Genomic DNA, 22,509 nt, shown 5'->3' with positions numbered 1-22,509 from the left:
CACCAATAGCAAAAACAGGCTCCTTAAAACCCTTCCAACTTCAAAAAAATGATATCATTTAGCAACAAAATCTTTCTATAGCGACAAAATATCAAATCCCAAATGATAACGATTTCTTCTGCTTCACACCCTACAATACTTTCGTACAATTCCTGCTTAACAGCCTCTTGAATGACGTTTAGGTCTTGCCCTTGGTGGTAAGACAACAGCCAATAGTCCTGTTGAAAATCACCCATATAATAGTTAATAGCAGCAGCTGGCCCTTCCACTACAAGTCTTTCCTTGGTGACAGGAGAAGTAGACAAAAAGTCGATGGTTGCAGCAGAAAGCTTATCATATACAGATTGCCAACAAGTAGGCACCATTCTCTTTTTTTTGACAATAACAATCGAGGAAGATAGAATATCCTGATAGGATTCACAATAAGGGATAGCTGCCGAAATGCCGTCTGGGTGTTCAAAGAAGTGTTGCTGGTGGCGAACCCTTAAAGAGTCATACCCAGAATAATCACTTTGCTTAATAAGCCAATTGGTAAAATCTTCATCACTGTACTCCTCTGTGAAGTTTTCGCAGATGACGTAACCCCTTATTATGGCGTCATCATCCAAATGAACCGCTACCTCAAAATAGGCATAGGGATGAGGAGCAGTATTTGCTACACTGGGACAAAATAGTGCGACAATGGTAATTATCAAAAGGAGGAATCTCATGCTTTTTGCCACAAGTTAGCGGCTAGAAGCCATCAGGAAGTGCCTTTTTAGCGAAAGCTATACTCGAATGAGTAATCGTGTTTACCCAATAATTATACGTACAAATCTAAGTACAGAGAACTTAGCGCTCTACCTCCTCCAAAAACTGCATTTGGTACAGTTCGCGGTAACGGCCCTCTTCATTTTTCAGCAACTCATCGTGGGGGCCGAACTCTACTTTTTCACCTTTCTCCAACACGAGAATATTATCCGCATGGCGAATAGTACTGAGGCGGTGAGCAATGATAATAGACGTCCGTTTTTTGATGAGCGTCTCGATAGCATACTGGATAACCGACTCTGTCTCTGGATCGACACTAGAAGTAGCCTCATCGAGAATGAGAATATCAGGGTCAAAGACTAGGGCACGCACAAAGCTGATGAGTTGCCGCTGGCCCATCGCCAGGGTGGCACCACGTTCCATAACCTGGTAATCGTAGCCACCGGGGAGTTTTTCGATAAAGGGATGAGCACCAATCATTTTGGCCGCAGCTACTACTTGCTCGCGGGAAATATTTTCGTTGCGTAAGGTGATATTCTCCAGAACTGTGCCTCCAAATAAAAATACATCCTGAAGGACGATGGCAATGCGCTGGCGCAAAGATTCAAGGTCGTACAAAGGCAGCTCTTCACCATCGATGCGGATGGCTCCTTTTTGGATTTCGTAAAAGCGGCTGAGGGTATTCGTAATGGTCGTCTTTCCAGAGCCCGTACTACCAATAATGGCCATGGTTTGGCCTGGTTCGATGGTAAAGCTTAGGTCCTTGAGTATCCAATCTTCATCGTTATAAGCAAACCATACTTGGTCGAATTCGACCTTGCCTTCGAGTTTTTCTTTCTTGAGATCGCCTTGGTCTTCAATTTGCTCATTGGTGTCGATAACGTCGAATACCCGTTCTGCGGCTACGAGGCCCATTTGCAAGGTATTGAACTTATCGGCCAGCATCCGAATGGGGCGGAATAGCATATTCAGATAAATAGGGAAAGCAACCAGCGCGCCCAACGTAACACCACCTGCGCGGATAACATCCTGCGCGCCCCACCATACCATCAATCCGAGCGATGCTGCCGCAATGATATCTACCACCGGAAAAAAGATAGCATAGTATAGAATCGCATCCAGATTGGCCTGGGTATATTCTTTATTGATGGTACGAAACCGCTCCATCTCATTACGCTCAGCATTGAAGACCTGAACAATTTTCATCCCACTAATGCGCTCTTGCAAGAATGCATTCATGCGCTGGATTTGCGTCCGTACTCTTTGAAAAGAAAACTTCACCTTTTCTTTAAAAATATAAGTCGCCAACATCAAGAAAGGCATCGTAATAAGACAAATCAAGGTAAGTTTCCAGCTGGTGTAAAACATGATCCCCAAAACAGCTATCAGCGAAAGCAAATCGGCAATAATCGTAATAATACCTTGCGAGAATACCGTGTTGATGGTTTCGATATCATTGATGGTTCGCGTAGTCGCGGTACCGATAGCCGTGCGGTCAAAATACTTCAAACGCAAACTCGTGAGGTGGGTAAACACCCGTACCCGTAAATCCCGAATCACCGATTGGCCCAGCCAACTGGTAGAAAAAATAAACACATAACGCAAAACCGACTCGACCAATAAGATAACCAGAATCAGCAGTGCAATTTTCGTAAGGCCAGGAATGTCATTTTCAAAAATATAGTCATCCACCATCTGCTGGATGAGATAAGGGCGAGCGATACCCAAAGGGGCCAAAATAACAGCCAAAGCCCCCGCAGTAGCAAATACCAGACGGTAAGGACGAGCCAGCGCGATGACTCGGCCGAAAAGGAAAAAATCAAACTTTTTCTTGTCTTTAGACATAAGAGCTTGTTGGAAAACGGGCTGTTAGTATTGCACAAAAAAATACTTATGTATTTTCATGCTGTTCCATATCAACGCATTAAGAATAACATTTGCACAAAGATAGTTTATTGCCGGGAGGTATTTTTTGGGGTGAAGTGCGGATTTAAAGTGCTATTCGTATAAATACGTTTATGCATACACAGGTGTACACAATAATCGGCTATCCGAAACAGCCATTTTGATAAAAAGCTATTCGCATAAATACATTCATGCATACACACACACACACGAACCCAAAAGTACCGGCGACTGTCTTAGTCAAAGGCCGTTCTTCGGAAGCGCTACTAATCCAGCGTCAATTTTGCGCTTAAAACCACTGATCAGATTCCGTTCCGACCAAAAAAAGACAATACGGTATGCTATTCAGAAATAATAGCGACTAACTTTGTAAAAAAAACCAGCCCATTACTTCATGAAATATATCTTGCCCCTACTTTTACTTTGTTCTGGATTGCTCCATGCCCAAACCTGTGATGGCAATCTGGGAGATAACATTTTTACAGAAGGAGATTTTGGGTCCGGCTCATCTAATGTGCTCTTTTCCAACCCCAATATTGCACCTGATTATTTCTATAACAACACCCCTCCACCTAGCGATGGGCAATACACGATTACTAGTAACACTGGGCTTTGGAACAACCTCTATCCTACCTGGCTAGGCATCGGAGACAACAGCTTGGATCCTAATGGTTACATGATGGTCGTCAACGCCAGCTTTGAACCTGGCCTCTTTTATGACCGTGAAATTAATGAGCTGTGTGGAAATACCCTCTACGAATTTTCGGTAGATGTTATCAACCTCATTGAAATAGGTGTACCAGACCATATTGATCCCAATGTGAGCTTTCTGCTCGATGATGTGGTACAGTTTACCACCGGAGAAATTCCCAAAACCAATAGCTGGCAGACCTATGGCTTCACTTTTACCACTGCTCCCGGGCAGACCAGCATACGGCTCTCTTTACGCAACAATGCCCCTGGAGGAATCGGCAATGACCTGGCTTTAGACAATATCAGTTTTCGCCCTTGCGGCGATGAAGCCTACATTCTTCCGGAAGAACCCGCTAATATTTGCAGCAATGGGCAGCCACTACCGCTATCTGCTACCGTTATCGGCAACTTATATGATGATCCTGCCGTGCAGTGGCAAATTAGCCCTAATGGTATTACCGACTGGGTGGATATTGCCGGTGCAAACGACGATACCTACCTGCACAGTATTCTCGCTTCAGGCATCTACTATTACCGCTTTCAGATTGCCGATGGTATCGTCAACCTCCAAAACGAAAAATGCCGTATCAATTCCAATGTCAAGGAAGTGGTCGTGCTACCCACCGAATTTTCCATCATGGATACTATCTGTGCTGGACTTACTTATCCCGTAGGCAATTCGCTTTACACCTCTAGTGGCAACTTTGTGGATTCTCTAATCAACAGCTTTGGCTGCGATAGTATTATTTCCACGAATTTGACGGTATTGCCACAACCTAATATTCTTCCTGTTTATTTGGCCAGTGTTCCCGATTGTTTTAATACAGAAAACGGCCAAATTGAAGTCACGGACGTCCTCAATGGCTACCCGCCCTACAGTTTTCTCTGGACGCAAAGCGGCACCATGTCTAATATCCTGGCGGATGTCCCCGGTGACAGTATTTACAACCTACTGATTACCGACCGCTATGGTTGCCAGCTCGACACCAATATTACCCTGACTTCCCCAGCGGCAATCACCCTCGAATTGGGGCCAAACCTCGACATCGAACTGGGTGAGCAGGTAAGCCTTGCGGCCAACACCAACTTCTCTGTTAGCCAATATTCGTGGGCTACCGATAATGCCAACAACCTCTTGCCTTGCACCACAGACCCCAACTGCCCAGAGATCAGCTGGCAACCTACGCAGAGCCAGACCGTCTACCTGACGACAGAGGACGCTAACGGCTGTGCGGTGACCGACTCCGTTTTTATATCCGTCACCCCAAATTATGACCTATATATCCCCAATGCCTTTAGTCCCAACCTGGATGGCGTGAATGATTATTTCACCGTTTACGGTAATGCCAACCGGATAACAAGCATCCGCTCCTTTCGGGTATTCAACCGCTGGGGCCAGCCGATGTACGAAGCGACAGACTTGTTCCCCGGTGTTCCTGGCCAAGGCTGGGACGGTCGCGTAAAAGGCAAAATTGTTGACCAAGGGGTCTACGTCTACGCGATTGAGGTTGTTTTCCTCGATGGTGTTGTTCGGGAATTTAGTGGAGATGTGGTCTTGGTACGGTAAGCTCTCGTTTTTAACCACCAAAGGCACCAAGATTTCTTTCACCCCACCGGGTTATTCACCACCGCCGCAAAGATCGGATCATCCTGCGCATTGAGGATTAATACCAGAAAAGGCCGATCGAAAACCACCCTTCGAGGAATAGTCCTCGAAAATATGGCCATGGTGGCAGCAGCGGCTTCTACGCCATTTTCATCAATCTTCAAGCTAGCTTTTTGCATTATCCTTACCGGAGTTCCATACCAGCCTAGGCCAGGCATAGAAGCTGGCACAAGCGCAGGAAACAGGGTTGACATATCTGTTTCTCCCGAGGCGATAAACTTGGGTAAATGAAGTTCAAACTCGGCGCTTCCCCAGCTGGCTATCCCGCTCTGGGCGAGTCGTTCCAACAGTTGAAGCATCGAAATGTGCCCGTGAGGCATCATAGCGCAAAACAGGGTTTCGCCATCTTGCATACAATTGGCGACAGTAGCCGAGCAAAGGTCTTCGTAACCATTGACGGTATTGAATTTTTCTTTGGAAACCATGAATTCCGCCGTCACGGTACCCTGTGGTGTATAAAAATCATGGCGGCTCGTTCGCTCGGGATCAAAGGCCGTTTCCCAGGCACCTGTATAGCACAAGGTGTTCAGATAAAGCGCAATGGCTTCGCGCAGCTCTCCTGCCAAGGCTTCTTCTGGCTTCATCTCAGGAATCCGCCCCTGGGTACCTTCATCAGTGGCCGCATTGATGGCTCGTGCAGCAGCGGTACCTTCCCGAAAATCAACTTCTACGGGTTGTACACCCATGGCTTGCAAACCTGCCAGTGTTGCCGCCGTAGGCACCACCTCCCCTTGCTGTAGCCAGCAGGAATTAACCGACAGTAATTGGTCGTGCGCGGGAGGTTCTGTCAGAGGTACGCCTTCATTAACCAGGATGTCCGAAAAACCGGGGTTGTCCAAGGCCATCATTCGCAAAATGGTCGTATAGGAATAGAGGCTCACCACGCCGTTTTCGCCGTTTTCCAGCGCGGATTTTAAGGCGGTAGGGAGGGCTTTCCAGAGGAAGTTATTGTTCATTTTATTTAAGATAGGTCAGGTGTGTTAATTACAAATTCGTGGTTTATTTATTGGTTCCCCGTCATTTATGGCGGGTGCAACATTCGCCCTGAAGGACGAAGAACCTTTTCAGCGGTTTACCTATCGGAATGCCACTAATTTGTAGCATACTCAATGACAAGTTTTATTTTTCATCCAAAAACCTTCTCGCTTCCTGCTGAATATCTCCAATGAATTTTTCGTAACTCAATTTCAACATCAAACCATTTGAGAAAGAATTTTCAACTTGATTATACTGGATAGACAACAGTAGAAAATGTTCATTCCATTTTCCGCCAAGAGCAAGTAATGCTGACCACTCCCCGTCTTTCATCAACTGACGAAGTTGTAATTGCTGTTCGACCGTAAGAGGGCCGCGTGCCGTATCGGGAGATGCTAAAACCGTGATTTCCTTGATGATCTGCCCGATGATCCGCAGGTGATCTTCCTGACGAATAAGCCCGATCATTAAGTCGCGCTTAGTCTTCTGGTAGCCTTGATAAAGCAATTTCCCATCTTGGCTCCAATTCCCCGCCAATTTTATTGCGGTGGCATAATCTTTTTGGAGAAGGAGTGTTCGTATCTGTTGGCATTGATCTTCAGTGAAATGCACAGGGAGGCTTTCGCTAGTGTCCTCTAGTTCGTTTATTGCTGGCATATTTGAGTTCGCCGCCTCGTCATCTCTTAAAATTCTCAGCGAAGCGTGAGTAATCCGACTATTGGCAATCCTAAAGTCTTCGTCATCGATCAACTTTCTCTCGTACTGATCCAATGCTTCCTCCCTTTTCAAATTGAGGGCAATAGCATCGGTATACCCCGCATCCATGAGCATTTGCAAAGCCGCTTCCAACTTTGCCTGCTTCAATAACTCCCGAACTTTATCTGGCAGACTGCGCTCTAGGGGGAAAGTATCGGTTAGTCGTTTTAGCCAATGGCTTAGTTTAGTGAACATTTTGTGAGGGTTTCGTTTTTTTTGAACCACCAAGGGCACTTAAGGAGATGCATTTTTTCTTTTAGACCTTCATTTCCTTACCATCACTGAAAAATACGGAATCTTACCTTGAAGGAGGTTTTTTCTTGTTTAAGTCTTTAATTCACTTCCTCTCTCTCTAAGGTACCCGTCAATAGCAAGAAGAACCTCAGAGCTTTTACCCCGTAAATGATGACCATGAGCAAGCCCTCTCAATTTGTCAGAAATGATATTCGTTTCAGGGTTTACATCAACAACTACCCCATTTCGAGACAGTGTTTTTGCGACCAATTGTTGAGGTAAATTTGTAGCTCCAGATGTACCAATAACAACCAACAACCCTGTTGATTTTGCTACCCTGAGTGTTGTCTCTAAATGATAGTATTTTTCATTGTAATACTCATCGAACCAAAGTACATGAGGTCGGGTCATTTCTCCGCATTTGGGGCAAATCAGTTTTTGCTTCTCCTCAAATGTCAGCGGTGTTTCTCGACTTCTGATCTGCTCTCTAAAAAAGAGAGGGATTGGATACAATGCTTTTGAGCACTCATCAGCACAACGCATATACCTGAGATCACCATGAATCAAGTACAGATTATTGACCAGGCTTTCGGGCCTAAAATGCAAACCGTCTACATTTTGGGAAATCAAGGCAAACCTAGCCCCTAGTCGTTTCTCAATAGAAGATAGCGCTATATGTCCCAAGTTTGGTTTTGCTTGCTCACAAATGCTGATTCGATACAAAAACCAGCGCCAGACCTCGTCTGCATTAACATCAAACATCTTCTTTGTCCCCATTGATTGAGGCGTAGCATTTTTTGAACCGATTGTCCAAAAACCTTCCTTACCCCTAAAAGTAGGTATCCCGCTATCAGCCGAAAGACCAGCTCCTACTAAAAAAGTAATCAATCTATCTCCTTTCAGCGCATCCTCCAAAAATCCTTTCGTTCTCTGGTCAAGCATCTAACATGGCTTTTAATTTAGCATAACTACATGATTTAACTAAAGAATAGTTCCTGTTCTATAAACGCAAAAAAAACTATGCGTTTACTTGTGAATTATTGTCGCCGGGTGAAAATATGTTTATTCTGATTATTCCTAACCTTCAACGTAATTGTTGTTCCAATTATAATCATTATCACTGATAAAACCCAGCCAACTTTGAACTCCCAAAGGCTGCAATTGCTAGAATAAAGACAGGAGCTGCCACTCCTTTTCCTACTTCGATATTAAGCTCGAGAAAATAAGCGGCAAGGAAAAAGGCTTCATTTCTTTCTTAATTGTAGATTAAATAAAATTTTCCGCATATATTTGTTCTACAATAAAGTAAGATATAACAATTAAACTGGCATGAAAGAAACCAGACTCGGCGAATTTGAAGAAGTGATTCTACTCCTGGTGGGCATCCTGGGCGATGATGCTTATGCATTAAAAATTGCCGATGAATTTGAGGCACAGACCAAACGGTCGGCCTCTATCGGTTCTGTACACGCTACCCTCAGCAGGATGGGCGACAAAGGCTTCTTGAAATCAAAAATGGGAGAACCTACCGCCCAACGTGGTGGCCGCCGCAAACGCATCTACGAAATCACAGCTACAGGAGAAGCTGCTCTCAAAAAAGCACGAGATCTACGTCTATCGCTCTGGGACCAGTATCCCGGATTTTCCTTAAGTCTCAATTTCTAGTCCCTTATTTCCATGGAACAAAACAACTTTCAGCCACCTAGGATTGCCACGAAATTTCTGCTGTGGTTTCTCAAACCTGACCTCCGGGAAGAGGTTGCCGGTGACCTAGAGGAAAGGTATTTTGCCCGCATGGAAAACAGCTCTCAACGACAAGCCAATTTCCATTACTGGTTTCAGGTCATCAATTACCTCCGCCCATTTGCCTTGCGCGAGGATTTGCTCACTTCCCTAAATCCCTTCTTTATGTTTCGTACTAATTTCAAAATTGCTTGGCGCAACCTCTTCAAGCAAAAAGGGTATTCGTTGATCAACATTACGGGCATGACACTGGGGCTTACGTGTTTCTTACTGTTGGCGCTCTATGTTCAATATGAATACAGCTATGATCGGCAACACGAACATGCTGATCGTATTTACCGAATTGCACAGACCCAGAAAGGCAATACTTTTCGTGGTACAGACCAGTTTGCAGTAGCCCCTGCGACCATTGGCCCCGCCCTGGAGGCTGAGTTTCCGGAGGTAGAAAAAACAGTAACCTTCACGGTATTGCCCACACTTTTTGGGCGAGAAGATCAGGTCTTTTACGAACAAGGCTTGTACACCACTCAATCACTTTTTGAGGTTTTCACCTACCCAATCATCGAAGGAGATACGAAGGCTGCCCTAGCCGACAAGGATGCGATCATCCTTACCGAAGCATTGGCAAAAAAATACTTCGGCAACGCCTCCCCCATCGGCAAAACGATGAACCTGAGTAGCGGCCGCTTCCTTACCGTAAAAGCGGTCATGGAAGACCTCCCTGGTAACCAGCACTTCAAATTTGACTTTGTAGCTTCCATTGACAACTACGGAGAATACGTGGAAGATACCAAGGCGCAACGTTGGGAAAGCAACAATTATGAATCGTATGTCCTGTTGCAAAAGGGTGCCGACTACCAGCAACTGGAAAAAAAGATGTCCGTTTTCGACGATAAAGTCAAAGCTGCTTATGCAGAATTCCCTTTCTCTGTGAGCTATTTTTTCGAACCGCTCACCGATATTTATTTGCACTCTAAAGCAAATTTTGGAGAAGGTAGCAAGAGTGACATTCGCTACCTGTACTTGTCGGCAACTATTGCTTTTATCATTCTCTTCCTGGCGCTGATCAATTACATGAACCTCTCGGTAGCTCGTTTCCAGCAACGCACAAGGGAAGTTGGCGTCCGCAAGGTATTAGGTGCAAAAAGGAGGCAACTGATCCAACAGTTCATGACGGAATCCATGCTGGTGACCGGAATTAGCTTACTACTCGGTGTAGGCTTGGCCAGATTGTTGCTACCAGCTTTCAACCGCTTGCTAGACCTGGAAATGCCATTTCTGCTTAGTGGCAACAAAATGATCTTAGGCACCCTTTTACTCCTGGCACTTCTTATGGGCGGACTTTCGGGCTTCTATCCGGCGATTATATCATCGGCGGCTACGCCAGTGAAAGCACTACAAGGAAGATGGTTCGGTAATCAAAAACAATCGGGGCTATTGCGCAATGCGCTTATCATTGGCCAGTTTACGGCCGCTATTGTTTTGGCAACCGGCAGTATTGTTATTTACCAACAACTGCAATACATCCAAAACAAACAACTCGGCTACAATCGTGACCAAGTCGTCTACGTGCCTTATCGCAACCAGGAGTTATTTGACAAAACCACAACGATTAAAGAAGAGCTCATGAAGGACCCGCACATAGAGCAGGTCGCATTTACCAACGTGCTCCCACTCAACACCAATAACCAAGGTATTGTAACGGAGTGGGAAGGCAACGCCAATCAGCAAGAACTTCCCATTTATCGTTTTCGTTCCGATGAAAACTTTATACCACTTCTGGAGATGGAGCTAGTCGAAGGCCGCAATTTTTCGCCGGATTTCCCTTCAGACACAGCGGCTACTTACATTCTCAATGAGACTGCCCTAAAAACGATGGGGTGGGCCAAGGCTGCCGGAAAATCCTTCCGTGATGGCAAAGTTATCGGTGTAGTCAAGGATTTCCACTTTCAGCCTTTCAACTTGGCAATTGAGCCCATGTTTATCACTTTCCAAACACGGACCAGCAGCTACTACGCTGGTAATATTGCCATGAAAATAAACTCCGACACCCCAGAAGAAACGATGGCTCACATTCAGCAAACACTGGCAAAGATCATCCCACAGGTGCCTTTTGACCTGCGGTACATGGATGATTCCTTCAATCAGCTCCACCGTGCCGAACAGCGATTTGGTGAGGCCTTCAAAGTCTTCACTTTTCTAGCGCTGTTTATTGCCTGTATTGGGCTATTTGGCTTGGTCACCCATACTGTTTTTCAACGTACCAAAGAGATCGGCATTCGCAAAGTATTGGGGGCTGCTGTCACAGATATCATAGGATTAATTTCGGGTGATTTTCTGCGGCTTGTTGCTTGGTCGGCACTCATTGCTATCCCACTTTCCTGGTGGGGGATGCAGCAATGGCTCCAAGGCTTTGCCTATCATACCAAGGTCCCGCTTTGGGTGTTTGCGCTAGTAGGAGCTATTGCTATCGCGATAGCGTTTATTACCATTAGTTTGCAAACCTTAAAGGCAGCACTGGCCAATCCTGTGGAATCGATAAAAACAGAGTGAGTTTGTTTCTCGTGAAAGTGTTCGCTGGCGCCTACGCAGCGTCAGATTAGTACTGAATACGCTTAGTTTTACACCAAATCAAAGGGATTTCCATATCCCCTTTGGAGGGTGTGTCACACAGTGACGGGGGAGGAGAGCCCTAGTCGCAAGGCTTATCCTCCCCCTACCTACCGTGCCGCTGGGCAGGCAGGCTCGATCCTGTGGATCGGTCCCTCCAGCGGGACACATTTTGATGGTGATTCTTTGGGAAAAGTTGCAACCAATCCAACGCTGGTACTCACGGGGGGCTCTCCCCATATATCGCACTCCCGCACGCCGCACCTCGCACGCATAGCCTTACCGGATGTCCTTCAGCTCAAGGAAGTCCATATCAGTAAAGTCTTTGTTCTCACCGGCCATCGCCCAAATAAAGGAGTAACTGGCCGTACCTGAACCAGCATGGATTGACCACGGCGGCGAGATGATGGCTTCCTGGTTGTTCACCCACAAGTGGCGCGTCTCCGAAGGGCGGCCCATAAAGTGCATGATCCCTTGATTTTCGGGCACATCAAAATATAGATACACCTCGCTGCGGCGGTCGTGAGTATGTGCAGGCATGGTGTTCCATACACTTCCGTCTTGCAAGACAGTAAGTCCCATTACAACTTGGCAACTGTTGATTCCTGCATCGTGAATGTATTTGTAGATGGTCCGCCGATTGGCTGTTTCCGTAGCTCCCAGGGTTACAGGTGCAGCATCTTCTTTCGTAAACATCTTATTAGGAAACGACTGATGCGCTGGTGCAGAGAAAAGGAAAAACTGCGCTGGGCTATCCGCTGTTGCCGATTGGAAACTTACTTCTTTAGTACCCTTGCCGAGATAAAGGCAACTCAGCTTGTCGAGCTTGTACGTTTCTCCATCTGCAGTGATGCTACCTGAATCACCGATATTGATGACCCCAAGCTCACGACGCTGCAGGAAAAACTCGCTTTTTAGCGTCTCATAATTAGGCAACTCAATAGCAGTAGCCCTTGGCGTTGCGCCTCCCATTACCATACGATCATAGTGGCTGTACACGAAATTCAGCTCTCCTGCCACAAACAGGTTTTGCACCAAAAAATCGTTGCGCAATTCCTGTGTGTTCATTCTTTCTACTTCTCGAGGACTGGCCTCGTAACGTTGTTCTATCGTTTTCATAATTGAGTTTTTAGTTCGTAATTAATCAAATCTGGGCTATCAAGGTCCCTGTATACCCTGGGTGTACAATCTGTCAAGCTACAGCCGTGACGATTTTGGAGCGTCCACAGAATAACAGAAAACTCCTTTAAAACAGGATAGAACACAGATTTAACGGATCAAACAGGATTTAAACAGATTTAAAAACCGTGTAAATCAGTCAGGTTCGTTAGATCAGTGGCCTACCCTATAGTTTCTAACGTTTCTTACGGGATCCCACTACCTCCCCATCCAGCCACCATCGACCACCAGCACTTCTCCGCTGACATAATCAGCGGCTGAAGAAGCCAGAAATACAGTTGGGCCTTTAAAATCGGCAGGCGTACCCCAGCGATTGCTTGGAATCCGTGCCAGGATAGCGTCGTTTCGCTCAGGGTTTTCACGTAGTGCCTGGGTATTATCGGTTGCGATGTAGCCTGGCGCAATGGCATTTACACAAACACCACGCCCTGCCCATTCATTAGAAAGGGCTTTGACTAAGCTACCTATGGCTCCTTTACTAGCTGCGTAACCAGGGACTGTAATACCACCTTGGAAGGTTAATAAAGAAGCGGTAAAGATTATTTTTCCGTGTCCTCGCTGTAACATATCACGGCCAAATTCTCGGGCCAGAATAAATGGTGCATTGAGGTTCACATCTAAAACATTGTCCCAAAAGTCATCAGAATGCTCAGCCGCAGGAGCACGCATTATTGTCCCGGCATTATTAACCAAAATATCCACCGGTGCTTCCTCTGTTTTTACTTTTTTAATAAAAGCATATAGGGCTTCTCTGTTGGAAAAATCAGCTTGATAAGCTTTAAATTTTCGGCCTAAAGCCGTCACCTCTTTTTCGATCTCACTGCCTTGCAGTGCTAATGTTGCAGATACACCGATCACATCGGCACCTGCTTCGGCCAAAGCTATTGCCATAGCTTTGCCAATACCGCGTTTACAACCCGTCACGAGGGCAGTCTTCCCGCTAAGGTCAAATGCGTTGAGGATGCTCATATATATTTTTGATTGAGGTTATAAGTTAAAGAGGCTCGGCAACCACAAGGAAAGTCCCTCGAAAAAGGTTACGACCATCAGCATCAAAATCATAGCTAACAAAAAAGGCATCAATGGTTTGATCACTTTCGACACCGATATTTTAGCAACACCCGCTCCGACAAATAGAATTGTCCCCACAGGTGGCGTACATAAACCAATACAGAGATTCAGCACCATAATGATACCGAAGTGTACAGGGTCCATTCCCAATTGGGTTACAACAGGAAGGAAAATGGGGGTAAAAATCAGCACTGCTGGCGTCATATCCATAAAAGTCCCTACGATCAACAAGGTCAGGTTGATGAGTAAAAAAATCAGGATGGGGCTACTGACAGTATCCAACAAAAAGCCTGTCATCAACTGAGGAATACTCTCAAAAGAGAACAACCACGACATAGCCATTGATGTACAAATCAGGAACATAACAATTGCCGTCGTTTTGGCACTATTGAGCAGGATACCCGATAAATCGGCAAAGCGAATCGTCTTGTAGCTAAATCCTAAAACAAGGGCATAAAACACGGCTACTGCGGCAGCTTCCGTAGCAGTAAAAACACCTTGCACAATTCCTCCAACAATGATCACCAACATTAGCAGACTGAAAAATGCTCGTCGGAAATCTTGCCAGACTTTACTGAGTTTCACCCTTTCTCCTTTCGGGAATTTTCGTTTCCGGGCGACCACCGCAGCAACGATCATCAAGGCCAGCCCCACCAAAATGCCGGGAATGTACCCCGCAATAAACAGCGCCGCTACTGATGCCGCTCCTCCGCTCGCCAATGCATATACGATTAGGACATTGCTCGGAGGGATCAACAGCCCCGTGGTCGAAGCCGTAATATTGAGCGCCGCACTGAAGGGGCGTGGGTAGCCTTCTTCCTCCATCCGGTCGGTCATTACACTACCAATGGCGGAGGCCGCCGCTACTGCGGAACCCGAAATAGCGCCAAATAACATCGCCGCCAGCGTATTGACGTAAGCCAGCCCGCCTGGGAGGCTCCCCATCAGCGATTTGGCGAAATTCACAAGCCGGTTGGCAACACCACCTTGGTTCATGAGCTCGCCCGCAAGAACGAAAAAAGGAATCGCCAACAAAGCGAAACTATCAATACCGGTCGTCATTCGTTGAGCTACCGTAGTGATACCTGGCACAACAGCGATGTTGAGCAAAATAGTCAGCGTCGTGGAAATACCTATACTATAGGCGACCGGCACTCCATAGCCCAGCAACCAAAAGAAGCTCAGAAAAAGGAGCAGTATACTTATAAGTTCAATAGACATGATTTATTTTTTTGCGCAATACGAAGCCTTTTTCTGGCGGTAGTGAGAAATATTGCAGATCGAAAAAAACATAATCAGCAAGCCGCTAACGGGCACAATGGCATACACGTACCCCAAGGGAATATGCATCGCTGCCGAGGTTTGGCCCAAGCGTAAAGTCGTGTAGACCAGATTGCCACCCCCTACTACCATCACCACCAGTGCAAAGACCAGCATGAGGGCTTCAATAACTTGTAGTCGTTCCTGCTGGCGTTCTTTGGAAAGCTTATTGAGCAAGAAATCCATCGCCAAATGCTCTCGCTGCCCGTTCAGGTAAGCTGCTCCCAAGACCGCCAGCCAGATGAGGGCAAAGCGGGCAAATTCTTCCGTAAAGGAAAACGACTGATTGAGAACATAGCGGCCAAACACCTGCCAGAGTACATCTAGTACCAGCAGCGCAAAAATGACCACTAGTAGCTTTTCGATAAACCCATTTATACTGTCGTATATTTTCATCATACCTCTGGTTCTTATTATTGTGCCTGAATTTCCTCTACCAACTTTCTCATGCGCGGGTCTTTGCTAAACTCCTCCAAAACGGCTTGTGTCTTATTCGCAAACAAGCTTTTTTCAGGACGGATGATTTCTACATTTTCAGCTTTCAACTTGGCCATACATTCCGCTACATTGTCTTCCCAAAACTGCTTCTGCGCAGTGGCCGAAACTTTGGCCGCAGCGCGCAACCATTCTTGTTCTTGCGCTTCCAGGGTATCCCAATATTTCGTACCCATCACCAGCACATCGGGGATAGAGCTGTGTTCATCGAGGGTATAGAATTTGCATACTTCGTAATGCCCTGAGGTCACAAAAGAAGGCGGGTTGTTTTCCGCACCATCCACTACCCCTTGCTGCAATGCAGTATACAATTCACTATAAGCCATAGGCGTAGCGGAGCCTCCCATTTCGTTGACCATGTCTACAGACATCTGGTGGCTCATCACCCGTATTTTCAATCCTTTCAAATCCTCTGGCGTCCGGATGGGTTTCTTTTTGGTGTAAAAGCTACGGCTACCGGCATCGTAGAAACATAAGCCTTTGAGAAGGTACTCGCTGCCCGCTTCGAGGATGGCCTCGCCCGTTGGGCCTTCCAACACCGAAAAAAAGTGATCCTTGTTGCGAAAGAGATAAGGGACGCCCATCACCTGGTATTCTGGTGCGAAATTGGCCATAGCAGCGGCACTCACCTTGGTCATCGCGATACTACCAATTTGTAGTAACTCTAGTACTTCCCGTTCTGTGCCCAGCTGCCCGTCGGGGAAAATCTTTACCGTTAGAGCGCCGCCCGACTGTTCTTCTACGCTAGCAGCAAAAACCTCCATCCCCTGGTGTACAGGGTGCGTAATTGGCAATGTATGCGCCAGGTAAACCACCTTGGCTGTTCCCAATTTCTCACAAGACCCCGCCATGAGTAGGAATGTAAAGACCAACAGATAAAAGCAATATTTCATATTCTTCCTAAGTATTGCGCAGAAAATAAAATGCGATTTTCGTGCTGTTCCTTATTAAAAATCAAAGAATTTCTTGGCGTTACGATAGCAGATGTCTTCTACAACTCCACCCAGCCAAGGCAGATCATTCGGTAGTAGTCCTTGCTCTACATCATCGCCTAGGAGATTGCACAGAATACGCCGAAAATATTCATGCCTTGGGAAGGACAAAAAACTCCTGCTGTCCGTAAGCATACCAATAAATCGACTGAGCAAACCTAGTTGCGATAGTGTATTGAGCTGCTTCTCCATACCATCCTTCTGATCGAGAAACCACCAAGCCGAGCCCCACTGAATTTTTCCAGCTAACGTACCATCGTTGTAGTTCCCTGCCATTGTCGCGAATACTTCATTGTCGCGAGGATTGAGGTTATAGAGGATGGTTTTAGCCAATTTGTCTTCTGTGTCCAATCGGTTCAGAAAAGCTGCCAGCCCACGGGCTTGATCAAAATCTCCTATACTGTCGCAGCCAACGTCAGCACCGATGCTTTTTAGCAAACGCTGATTGTTGTCGCGAATAGCCCCCAGGTGCAACTGCATCGTCCAATTACGCTGGTGATACATTTTTCCTAGTTCATGGAGGGCTGCCATCTGGAAGGCTTCTACCTCCTCGGAGGCCAAAGACTGCTTATTTTTTGCTTTAACCAGCACATCATCTAGCTTGACTGTTCCGAAATCAATGGGATAAAGCTGGCCTAAGCCATGGTCGGCCAATTGGCAACCGTGTGCAGCAAAGTAGTCGATCCTATTTTCAAGGGCGGCCAGTAGTTGATCAAAAGTATTGATGGATGTACCAATGATGGCTTCCAATTTGGTCAAAAAGAGAAGAAAATCAGCACCATCAACCACCAGAAATTTGTCGGGCCTGAAAGTGGGCAGCATCTTCAAACTTCGTCCGGCTTCCGCGTGCAAGCGGTGAAATGCTAAATCATCGGTAGGGTGATCAGTGGTACAAACGATTTCTACTTTCATCTTCGCCAAAAGGCCACTAACGGCAAATTTTGGCGTAGCCAGCACTGTATTTGTCTGCTCGTAAATAGCCTCCCCAGTCGTTGCGCTGAGTAAATCATTGATACCAAAATACCGTTGCAATTCCAGGTGCGTCCAATGATAGAGTGGGTTGCGCAGGGTATAAGGCACAGTCTCTGCCCATTTTAAAAATTTCTCGCGATCATCAGCGTCTCCAGTAATGAAGGTCTCGGAGATACCATTGGCTCGCATAGCCCGCCATTTGTAATGGTCGCCTTTGAGCCAAACTTCCGTAATGGTCGAAAAATGCTTGTCTTCTGCAATTTCTTGTGGAGACAAATGATTGTGATAATCAATGATGGGTTGTTCGCGTGCATACTCGTGATACAAGCGTTCAGCAGTAGCGCTTTCTAAAAGGAAATTTTCGTTCAAAAATGGTTTCATGTGACTAGTTTAACTTTCCGCTGATCTTAAAATGCCCATTTCTAACCCACGCAACTCCGCCAGCCCACGCAAGCGACCGATGCCCGAGTAACCGGGATTGGTTTGTTTACGCAAGTCATCCAGCATCTGATGGCCATGATCCGGGCGCATGGGGATGTTTACACCTTGCTGGTGCGCCGCCCGGAGCAGGTTTTTCATTACAACATACATATCCACATCGCCTTCGAGGTGGTTGGCCTCAAAGAAGTTGCCCTCGGCATCACGCTTGGTGGCACGCAAGTGGATAAAATGAATACGTTCGCCAAATTGATCTACCATACCTGGCAGGTCATTATCAGGGCGTACCCCAAAAGACCCCGTACAGAAGCACAAACCATTACAGGGGGACGCAACGGTTTGCATCAGCTTCTGTACATCTTGGGCGGTACTCACCACTCTGGGCAAACCCAAAAGAGGGAACGGTGGGTCATCCGGATGGATAGCCAACTTTACCCCTACTTCCTCCGCTACGGGAGTGATCTGCTGTAAAAAGTAAATGAGGTTTCCTCGTAGTTTATCGGCATCAATGCCACTATAGGTGTCCAAAATGGCACGAAATCTTTCGAGATCCAGTACACCTTCTGTCGTTCCGCCAGGCAAGCCGGCGATAATGTTCTTCACCAATTTCTGGCGGGCTGCTTCGTCCATCTTTGCGAAAACAGCTGCTGCTTTCTGCTGTTCTTCAGCACTATAATCTGCCTCTGCTCCAGCACGCTTCAGTAGGAATAAATCGAAAGCTGCAAAAGCTGCTTTTTCAAAATAAAGGCCTGTAGACCCATCTGGCATAGGATGATACAACTCGGTGCGCGACCAGTCGAGCACGGGCATAAAGTTGTAGGTCACGATAGATATACCACAAGTCGCGAGGTTGCGTATACTTTGCTGATAATTGGTGATGTAACGCTGGTAATCGCCCGTTGCCCGTTTGATGTCTTCGTGTACAGGAATACTCTCTACCACCGACCAGCGCAGGCCGTTGTCCTCCAATTCTTGTTTCCGTTTTTGAATTTCTGCCACCGGCCAAACGTCTCCACTAGGGATATGATGCAAAGCCGTAACGATGCCCGTAGCTCCCGCTTGCCGAATGTCTGCCAGGCTTACCGGATCATTGGGTCCGTACCAACGCCAGGTTTGTTCTAAATGCTTCATAGTTATCTTTTATACACCGCTAAATGCACTAAATCCACCATCTACTGGCACCACAATTCCGGTAACGAAAGCCGAACGATCATCGCACAACCACAGAAGTGTACTAATCAACTCGTCGGGTTCGCCAAAGCGGCGCATGGGTGTTTGATTGATTATCGTATTCCCACGGTCGGTGAGCGTATTGTCTTCTTTTAGCAGTAAACTGCGATTTTGCTCGGCGATAAAAAAGCCGGGCGCAATGGCGTTGACCCTAATTCCTCCACCGTACTTCACTGCCAGCTCGACCGCTAGCCAGCGAGTAAAATTATCGACCGCCGCCTTTGACGCCGAATACCCCACTACCCGCGTAAGGGGTAGCTGAGCCGCCATCGATGAAATATTGACGATACACCCCTGCCCCCGTTCAGCCATAAGTCGGGCAAAAACCACCGAAGGCAGTACCGTACCAGCCAAATTGAGGTCATTGACCTTGCGAAACTCATCAATGGGCATATCGAAGATCGTCTGCTCAGGCATAATGGTTGCTCCTGAACGATTGCCCCCAGCACCGTTTACCAAAACATCGACATGCCCAGCTTTAGCAATGACTTGCTCGGCGGCTTTGTTGACGGAATCTTCCTTGAGTACATCACAAGTAATCGCATGGATGGTTAAGCCCAATTCTTTAAATTCGGCAACCCTGGCAGCAGATTTTTCTGCATTTCGGCCCAAAATAAAAACCGTGGCTCCTGCTTCTGCAAAACCTTTTGCAAAAGCACTACCTAGTGTCCCATTTCCGCCGGTGATGACGGCTACTTTATCTTTCATATCCTTTTATTGCGCAAAAAATAAATTGTGCTATTCCTAAAGTTACTCCAAAACAAATTTGATCTCCGAAGAGGTGTTACTGGAAGTATAAGCAGTTAAAACGTAGACGCCTCTCGGCCAGGTTGAAACATCGACCAAGGTGCCATTTCGTAAAAGTAAACCATCTTTCATCACCTGACCATTCAGGCTAAAAATAGTACCCGTAGCAGCCTCTGTTTCTGAAAGTACAATCTGCAACTGCTCCCGCACCGGATTAGGAAACACCTGTAACTGTAAATCCGTAACAGGAGATTCCACAGCAGTGGCACCTATATAATCAATGGTATAGGTTTTTACCGTCAACCCATCTTGGGCAGTAACAGTCACCGTAGCTTCAGTATTCGGGACAGTCGAGGGGTTTATAGCAGTCGCCGTTGCTAATTGCGAACGGGGCATATAAGTCAGCGTCGGTACTTCTGTTGTTGCCAACTCTACCGTATATGCCAGTTGATAAGGTGTAAAACCTGTTACAGGTGTTCCATTTACTATTAAAGTAGCTAACGTAGCATCACTACTTAGAAACAAATCCGCAGGTAGAGGCGTACCCTCTCCCGGAGCGTAAACACCTGTTTTATCTACTGCTAACCAATCTATATAAGCGCCATAATCTGCTCCACCTGACTTTCCCCACTCGAAGAAACTAATGGCACTTTGCTCATTGCTTATTCCACTTACCAGAGGAACGGGGTTTTCATCCACATAAATAGTAGTCTGGCTACCATTGACGGTCATGCGCATTATGTGTAGTTCATTGTTCCAGTTAAAAGGCACCTCTTGTTCCGCTACTGGCGACGACTTTTCCAGCTTGATCGTAGATTGATTGATTCTTACTTTTTGGCGCCAGCCACCGATACGTATATCAAAATAGCAGACACCATTCACGTCCGGACTTACTGCTTTGAGGCGGGCAACAATGGTATAGACAGTGTCGGTACTTTCAAGTTCATAGCGCCAGCGAAAGTTTTCACTGCTATTACTACGGAAACCGAAATAGCGATTATCGGCCCCATTGGGGTCGGCTACTATTTCATCCACAGGAGGGACAGCAGGGGCGGCATTGAGTGCAAAAAAATTGGTTTCTACTTCTGGCCGCGCATCGGCCCGGTACACTTCCCAAGGCATATCACTATTGAGTTCGCCGGTGGTAAATGACCATAGTGGCCCCTCGGTGGCTCCGTTTTCGTTGAGCGCTATGATTTTCCAAAAATAGGTCGTGTTAGGTGCCAAAGTTGGCAAATAAGTGGTCGTATTCTGAGTACTCACCAACGGGGGAGAATTAGTCGTACCAAAATAGAGTTCAAAATCACCGGTATTTCCGCCAGCCAACCAACTCAAATTGGTAGCGTTACTCACGTTCGTAGCACCATTTCCTGGGCTAGGCGCACTGGCCGGATCGGGCAAAGCCGTAGTCAAATCGGTGGTGATCGTGACGGCATTGCTAGCGGCGGAAACATTACCCGCCTCGTCGCGCGCCTGGACGGTAAAGGTGTATGTGGTAGATCCTATCAGATCATTGATTGTGGCTGTTAATCCGGTCACCGTCTCAACAACCATTCCGTCTTGAAGAACATCGTAAGCCGTTACGCCATATTCGTCGGTAGCAGCCAACCAACTAAGGTCCACGCTTGTGATCGTAACATTCGAGGCTGCTAAATTCAATGGAGCAGTAGGCGCAACCGTATCGGGCACCAATACAGCCTCTTCCGGGCACAGCTCCTCCTCTACTTCCGAAACACAGAAGTCTGCAAAGCGTATTTCTTCATCTTGCAGGCTGCCGCCTTTCAAACGATACATTCCCCACTTGGGGCGACTGTATTCTGCACCATCCCGCCACAAGTCGATGTTGTTATTTTCGTAAGAAAGCAGCGTGATGCCCGTATTCATGTCTTTAAGTGTCAAGAAGATAGCGCCGTCTTCGCGGTGTACCTGACGTAGATAGCCTTCCACCCATTTACCGCGAAAGTGATCAAGATCAGCCTCAGCTAACACTCCAAGGTCAGCTCCTGTATCACCTCCATTATGCCGCGCCTCCAGCTTATCCGCACGAAGTGTAAGGGTAATAACCGGAAACCCACTATCTGCTCCGCCGAAGATTTTGTTCTGAAAAATATGACAGAAAGAAGAAGCGCCCACAAAGTTTTCGTCAACCCTGAATTTCCACCGATAGTGAGAGGTTCCTCCCAAGTTGTGCTGTAGTTCCGTACTGGTGTTAGGCCCACCTTTTACTTCCATACGTACCCGATCGAAAACCTGGCAGCGGTCGTTGTCTTCCACGATGTGGCTATGAAAAACAAAGACGTTACGCTCCAAATTTTCGTCGTAGGCTTGTGTGATGTGTGGTCCGAACGTTGTGTGTTCACAATCTGGTGTTTCTATATCAAGGCCTGCTGCCAGAAAGACCGGATAGCCACTTCCTGCTGCTGCTGTCGCAGAACAGTTTACCTGTGCCCGGAGCAACAGACTACTGGAGCAGAGCAAACTAAGAAGGAGGTATTTTTTCATCATTTCGTTTAATTTCTCTTTGTAAAATCCATTAGTATTGCGCAGAAAATAAATGACGATTTTCCTGAGGTTTTTAAACAGTTAAAACACTCAAAATGAAGCGTTTATTTAACTATTATAAAAACAAACCACGAAGTAGCCGCGAAGCGAATCGCATTTTATTTTCGTGCTGTTCCTTAGACGCGGAATAACATAGTTTTTTTACAGCCAAATCGTCAAGTGTTCTGCAAG

Annotated in this window: 17 protein-coding genes; 3 read left to right on the top strand and 14 right to left on the bottom strand. The window is 46.5% G+C overall.

Going from position 1 to position 22,509, the window contains the following annotated elements:
- Nucleotides 1-23: 23 nt before the first annotated feature.
- The gene (locus tag ACRBG0_RS01895; protein ID WP_431485236.1) at nucleotides 24-710 is read right to left on the bottom strand and encodes a hypothetical protein; all 687 of its coding nucleotides are present in this window, start codon (nucleotides 708-710) and stop codon (nucleotides 24-26) included.
- Between the two features lie 121 nt (nucleotides 711-831).
- A complete protein-coding gene (locus ACRBG0_RS01890; RefSeq protein WP_431485235.1) occupies nucleotides 832-2,595 on the bottom strand; it encodes an ABC transporter ATP-binding protein in 1,764 nt (587 codons plus the stop codon).
- Between the two features lie 454 nt (nucleotides 2,596-3,049).
- On the opposite strand from ACRBG0_RS01890, the gene ACRBG0_RS01885 reads away from it, so the two are divergent.
- Nucleotides 3,050-4,915, top strand: coding sequence for a gliding motility-associated C-terminal domain-containing protein (locus tag ACRBG0_RS01885; protein WP_431485234.1), 1,866 nt, complete (start codon nucleotides 3,050-3,052; stop codon nucleotides 4,913-4,915).
- Between the two features lie 38 nt (nucleotides 4,916-4,953).
- Here the strand turns inward: ACRBG0_RS01885 and ACRBG0_RS01880 are convergent, their stop codons facing one another.
- The 3 genes from ACRBG0_RS01880 to ACRBG0_RS01870 form a co-directional block, all read right to left on the bottom strand.
- Nucleotides 4,954-5,970 carry a serpin family protein gene (locus tag ACRBG0_RS01880; protein ID WP_431485233.1) on the bottom strand — a complete coding sequence of 339 codons (1,017 nt, stop codon included), beginning with the start codon at nucleotides 5,968-5,970 and terminating at the stop codon, nucleotides 4,954-4,956.
- A 163-nt stretch (nucleotides 5,971-6,133) separates the two neighbouring features.
- A complete protein-coding gene (locus ACRBG0_RS01875; protein WP_431485232.1) occupies nucleotides 6,134-6,940 on the bottom strand; it encodes a hypothetical protein in 807 nt (268 codons plus the stop codon).
- Nucleotides 6,941-7,069: 129 nt separating this feature from the next.
- Nucleotides 7,070-7,921, bottom strand: coding sequence for an SIR2 family NAD-dependent protein deacylase (locus tag ACRBG0_RS01870; RefSeq protein ID WP_431485231.1), 852 nt, complete (start codon nucleotides 7,919-7,921; stop codon nucleotides 7,070-7,072).
- Nucleotides 7,922-8,308: 387 nt separating this feature from the next.
- Here ACRBG0_RS01870 and ACRBG0_RS01865 point away from each other — a divergent pair, with 387 nt between their 5' ends.
- Together ACRBG0_RS01865 and ACRBG0_RS01860 are read left to right on the top strand one after the other, a co-directional pair.
- Nucleotides 8,309-8,644, top strand: a complete 336-nt coding sequence (locus ACRBG0_RS01865; RefSeq protein ID WP_431485230.1) for a PadR family transcriptional regulator — start codon at nucleotides 8,309-8,311, stop codon at nucleotides 8,642-8,644.
- 12 nt (nucleotides 8,645-8,656) lie between these two features.
- Nucleotides 8,657-11,275, top strand: coding sequence for an ABC transporter permease (locus ACRBG0_RS01860; RefSeq protein WP_431485229.1), 2,619 nt, complete (start codon nucleotides 8,657-8,659; stop codon nucleotides 11,273-11,275).
- A 336-nt stretch (nucleotides 11,276-11,611) separates the two neighbouring features.
- Here ACRBG0_RS01860 and kduI read toward each other — a convergent pair whose 3' ends face one another.
- The 9 genes from kduI to ACRBG0_RS01815 all read right to left on the bottom strand — a co-directional run bounded on the left by kduI (nucleotide 11,612) and on the right by ACRBG0_RS01815 (nucleotide 22,281).
- Nucleotides 11,612-12,451: a 5-dehydro-4-deoxy-D-glucuronate isomerase gene (kduI, locus tag ACRBG0_RS01855; protein WP_431485228.1), complete on the bottom strand. Its 840-nt coding sequence runs from the start codon at nucleotides 12,449-12,451 to the stop codon at nucleotides 11,612-11,614.
- 258 nt (nucleotides 12,452-12,709) lie between these two features.
- Nucleotides 12,710-13,474, bottom strand: coding sequence for an SDR family NAD(P)-dependent oxidoreductase (locus ACRBG0_RS01850; protein ID WP_431485254.1), 765 nt, complete (start codon nucleotides 13,472-13,474; stop codon nucleotides 12,710-12,712).
- A gap of 24 nt (nucleotides 13,475-13,498) precedes the next feature.
- Nucleotides 13,499-14,803 (bottom strand): TRAP transporter large permease, encoded by a 1,305-nt coding sequence (locus ACRBG0_RS01845; protein WP_431485227.1) that lies wholly within the window; start codon nucleotides 14,801-14,803, stop codon nucleotides 13,499-13,501.
- Between the two features lie 3 nt (nucleotides 14,804-14,806).
- On the bottom strand, nucleotides 14,807-15,301 hold the full coding sequence (locus ACRBG0_RS01840) for a TRAP transporter small permease (RefSeq protein WP_431485226.1): 495 nt from the start codon (nucleotides 15,299-15,301) through the stop codon (nucleotides 14,807-14,809).
- A gap of 14 nt (nucleotides 15,302-15,315) precedes the next feature.
- Complete coding sequence (locus tag ACRBG0_RS01835) at nucleotides 15,316-16,290, bottom strand: TRAP transporter substrate-binding protein (protein ID WP_431485225.1); 975 nt, start codon at nucleotides 16,288-16,290, stop codon at nucleotides 15,316-15,318.
- A 54-nt stretch (nucleotides 16,291-16,344) separates the two neighbouring features.
- Nucleotides 16,345-17,742 (bottom strand): glucuronate isomerase, encoded by a 1,398-nt coding sequence (gene uxaC, locus ACRBG0_RS01830; RefSeq protein ID WP_431485224.1) that lies wholly within the window; start codon nucleotides 17,740-17,742, stop codon nucleotides 16,345-16,347.
- A 9-nt stretch (nucleotides 17,743-17,751) separates the two neighbouring features.
- Nucleotides 17,752-18,930 (bottom strand): mannonate dehydratase, encoded by a 1,179-nt coding sequence (gene uxuA, locus ACRBG0_RS01825; RefSeq protein WP_431485223.1) that lies wholly within the window; start codon nucleotides 18,928-18,930, stop codon nucleotides 17,752-17,754.
- A 9-nt stretch (nucleotides 18,931-18,939) separates the two neighbouring features.
- Nucleotides 18,940-19,737: an SDR family oxidoreductase gene (locus ACRBG0_RS01820; RefSeq protein WP_431485222.1), complete on the bottom strand. Its 798-nt coding sequence runs from the start codon at nucleotides 19,735-19,737 to the stop codon at nucleotides 18,940-18,942.
- Nucleotides 19,738-19,779: 42 nt separating this feature from the next.
- A complete protein-coding gene (locus ACRBG0_RS01815; RefSeq protein WP_431485221.1) occupies nucleotides 19,780-22,281 on the bottom strand; it encodes a fibronectin type III domain-containing protein in 2,502 nt (833 codons plus the stop codon).
- Between the last annotated feature and the right edge of the window lie 228 nt (nucleotides 22,282-22,509).

Origin of the sequence: Lewinella sp., assembly GCF_050633125.1 — a bacterium.
Lineage (GTDB): Bacteria > Bacteroidota > Bacteroidia > Chitinophagales > Saprospiraceae > Lewinella.
The sequence above is the reverse complement of the archived record's forward strand: the minus strand, read 5'-3'. Positions and strand labels throughout refer to the sequence as shown.

Excerpts from the sequence above, each read along its gene's own strand:
- ACRBG0_RS01880 (WP_431485233.1), bottom strand. The coding sequence starts at position 5,970 with ATGAACAATAACTTCCTCTGGAAAGCCCTCCCTACCGCCTTAAAATCC.
- ACRBG0_RS01885 (WP_431485234.1), top strand. The coding sequence starts at position 3,050 with ATGAAATATATCTTGCCCCTACTTTTACTTTGTTCTGGATTGCTCCAT.
- kduI (WP_431485228.1), bottom strand. The coding sequence starts at position 12,451 with ATGAAAACGATAGAACAACGTTACGAGGCCAGTCCTCGAGAAGTAGAA.
- ACRBG0_RS01890 (WP_431485235.1), bottom strand. The coding sequence starts at position 2,595 with ATGTCTAAAGACAAGAAAAAGTTTGATTTTTTCCTTTTCGGCCGAGTC.
- uxuA (WP_431485223.1), bottom strand. The coding sequence starts at position 18,930 with ATGAAGCATTTAGAACAAACCTGGCGTTGGTACGGACCCAATGATCCG.
- ACRBG0_RS01815 (WP_431485221.1), bottom strand. The coding sequence starts at position 22,281 with ATGATGAAAAAATACCTCCTTCTTAGTTTGCTCTGCTCCAGTAGTCTG.
- ACRBG0_RS01845 (WP_431485227.1), bottom strand. The coding sequence starts at position 14,803 with ATGTCTATTGAACTTATAAGTATACTGCTCCTTTTTCTGAGCTTCTTT.
- ACRBG0_RS01860 (WP_431485229.1), top strand. The coding sequence starts at position 8,657 with ATGGAACAAAACAACTTTCAGCCACCTAGGATTGCCACGAAATTTCTG.
- ACRBG0_RS01835 (WP_431485225.1), bottom strand. The coding sequence starts at position 16,290 with ATGAAATATTGCTTTTATCTGTTGGTCTTTACATTCCTACTCATGGCG.
- ACRBG0_RS01875 (WP_431485232.1), bottom strand. The coding sequence starts at position 6,940 with ATGTTCACTAAACTAAGCCATTGGCTAAAACGACTAACCGATACTTTC.
- ACRBG0_RS01870 (WP_431485231.1), bottom strand. The coding sequence starts at position 7,921 with ATGCTTGACCAGAGAACGAAAGGATTTTTGGAGGATGCGCTGAAAGGA.
- ACRBG0_RS01840 (WP_431485226.1), bottom strand. The coding sequence starts at position 15,301 with ATGATGAAAATATACGACAGTATAAATGGGTTTATCGAAAAGCTACTA.
- uxaC (WP_431485224.1), bottom strand. The coding sequence starts at position 17,742 with ATGAAACCATTTTTGAACGAAAATTTCCTTTTAGAAAGCGCTACTGCT.
- ACRBG0_RS01820 (WP_431485222.1), bottom strand. The coding sequence starts at position 19,737 with ATGAAAGATAAAGTAGCCGTCATCACCGGCGGAAATGGGACACTAGGT.
- ACRBG0_RS01865 (WP_431485230.1), top strand. The coding sequence starts at position 8,309 with ATGAAAGAAACCAGACTCGGCGAATTTGAAGAAGTGATTCTACTCCTG.
- ACRBG0_RS01895 (WP_431485236.1), bottom strand. The coding sequence starts at position 710 with ATGAGATTCCTCCTTTTGATAATTACCATTGTCGCACTATTTTGTCCC.